Below are 583 nucleotides of genomic sequence, written 5' to 3'. Positions count from 1 at the left end.
CAGAAAGGATAATTGATTATGATGAAGAAAAGTATTTTCGCAGTAGCAGTCGCTTCTGTTTTAACATTAGGCGCAGCACAAGCTGAAACAGTTCTCTACGGTTCTATCCGTTACGATTATGAGAGCAAAAAAATTGATAAACATGAAAAAACAGACAATAGTCTTGGTCAAAAGATTGAGAAATTTACTGGTAAGCGTGTATCTAACCTCAACGATGCAGGTTCACGTATCGGTCTTAAAGGCTCAGAAGATTTAGGTAACAATAACGCTGTTATCTATAACCTTGAGTGGGGCTTTGACGGTATGACTCAAGATGAATCAAAAGGCTGGAAAACTCGTAAAGCGATCCTCGGTTTAACCGGAGATTGGGGTACAGTAACTGCTGGTCGTCAAGACAACCCATTCAAAGTAACGATCGTTGATGACTCCGTTACTGATGGCTTCAATGGCGGTAACGTGATCTCTTCAGTAGCACAACGTGCAATGACTACTACACTTACTGGACAAGGTTTATCTGGTAATGTCACTACCGGAGAAAAAGTTGTTGAAGGTAAAGATGGTCTTGAACTTAAAGAAGTAAAAG

General features: G+C 40.1%; 1 protein-coding gene. It reads left to right on the top strand.

Annotated features, from left to right (window positions below):
- Positions 1-18: 18 nt before the first annotated feature.
- Positions 19-583 (top strand): porin (locus tag FK530_RS27620; RefSeq protein WP_146489492.1); only part of this gene is annotated, 565 nt, incomplete at its 3' end.

Origin of the sequence: Tsukamurella conjunctivitidis (assembly GCF_007858475.1) — a bacterium.
Taxonomy (GTDB): domain Bacteria; phylum Actinomycetota; class Actinomycetes; order Mycobacteriales; family Mycobacteriaceae; genus Tsukamurella; species Tsukamurella conjunctivitidis.
This window is presented reverse-complemented; position numbering and strand designations above follow the sequence as displayed.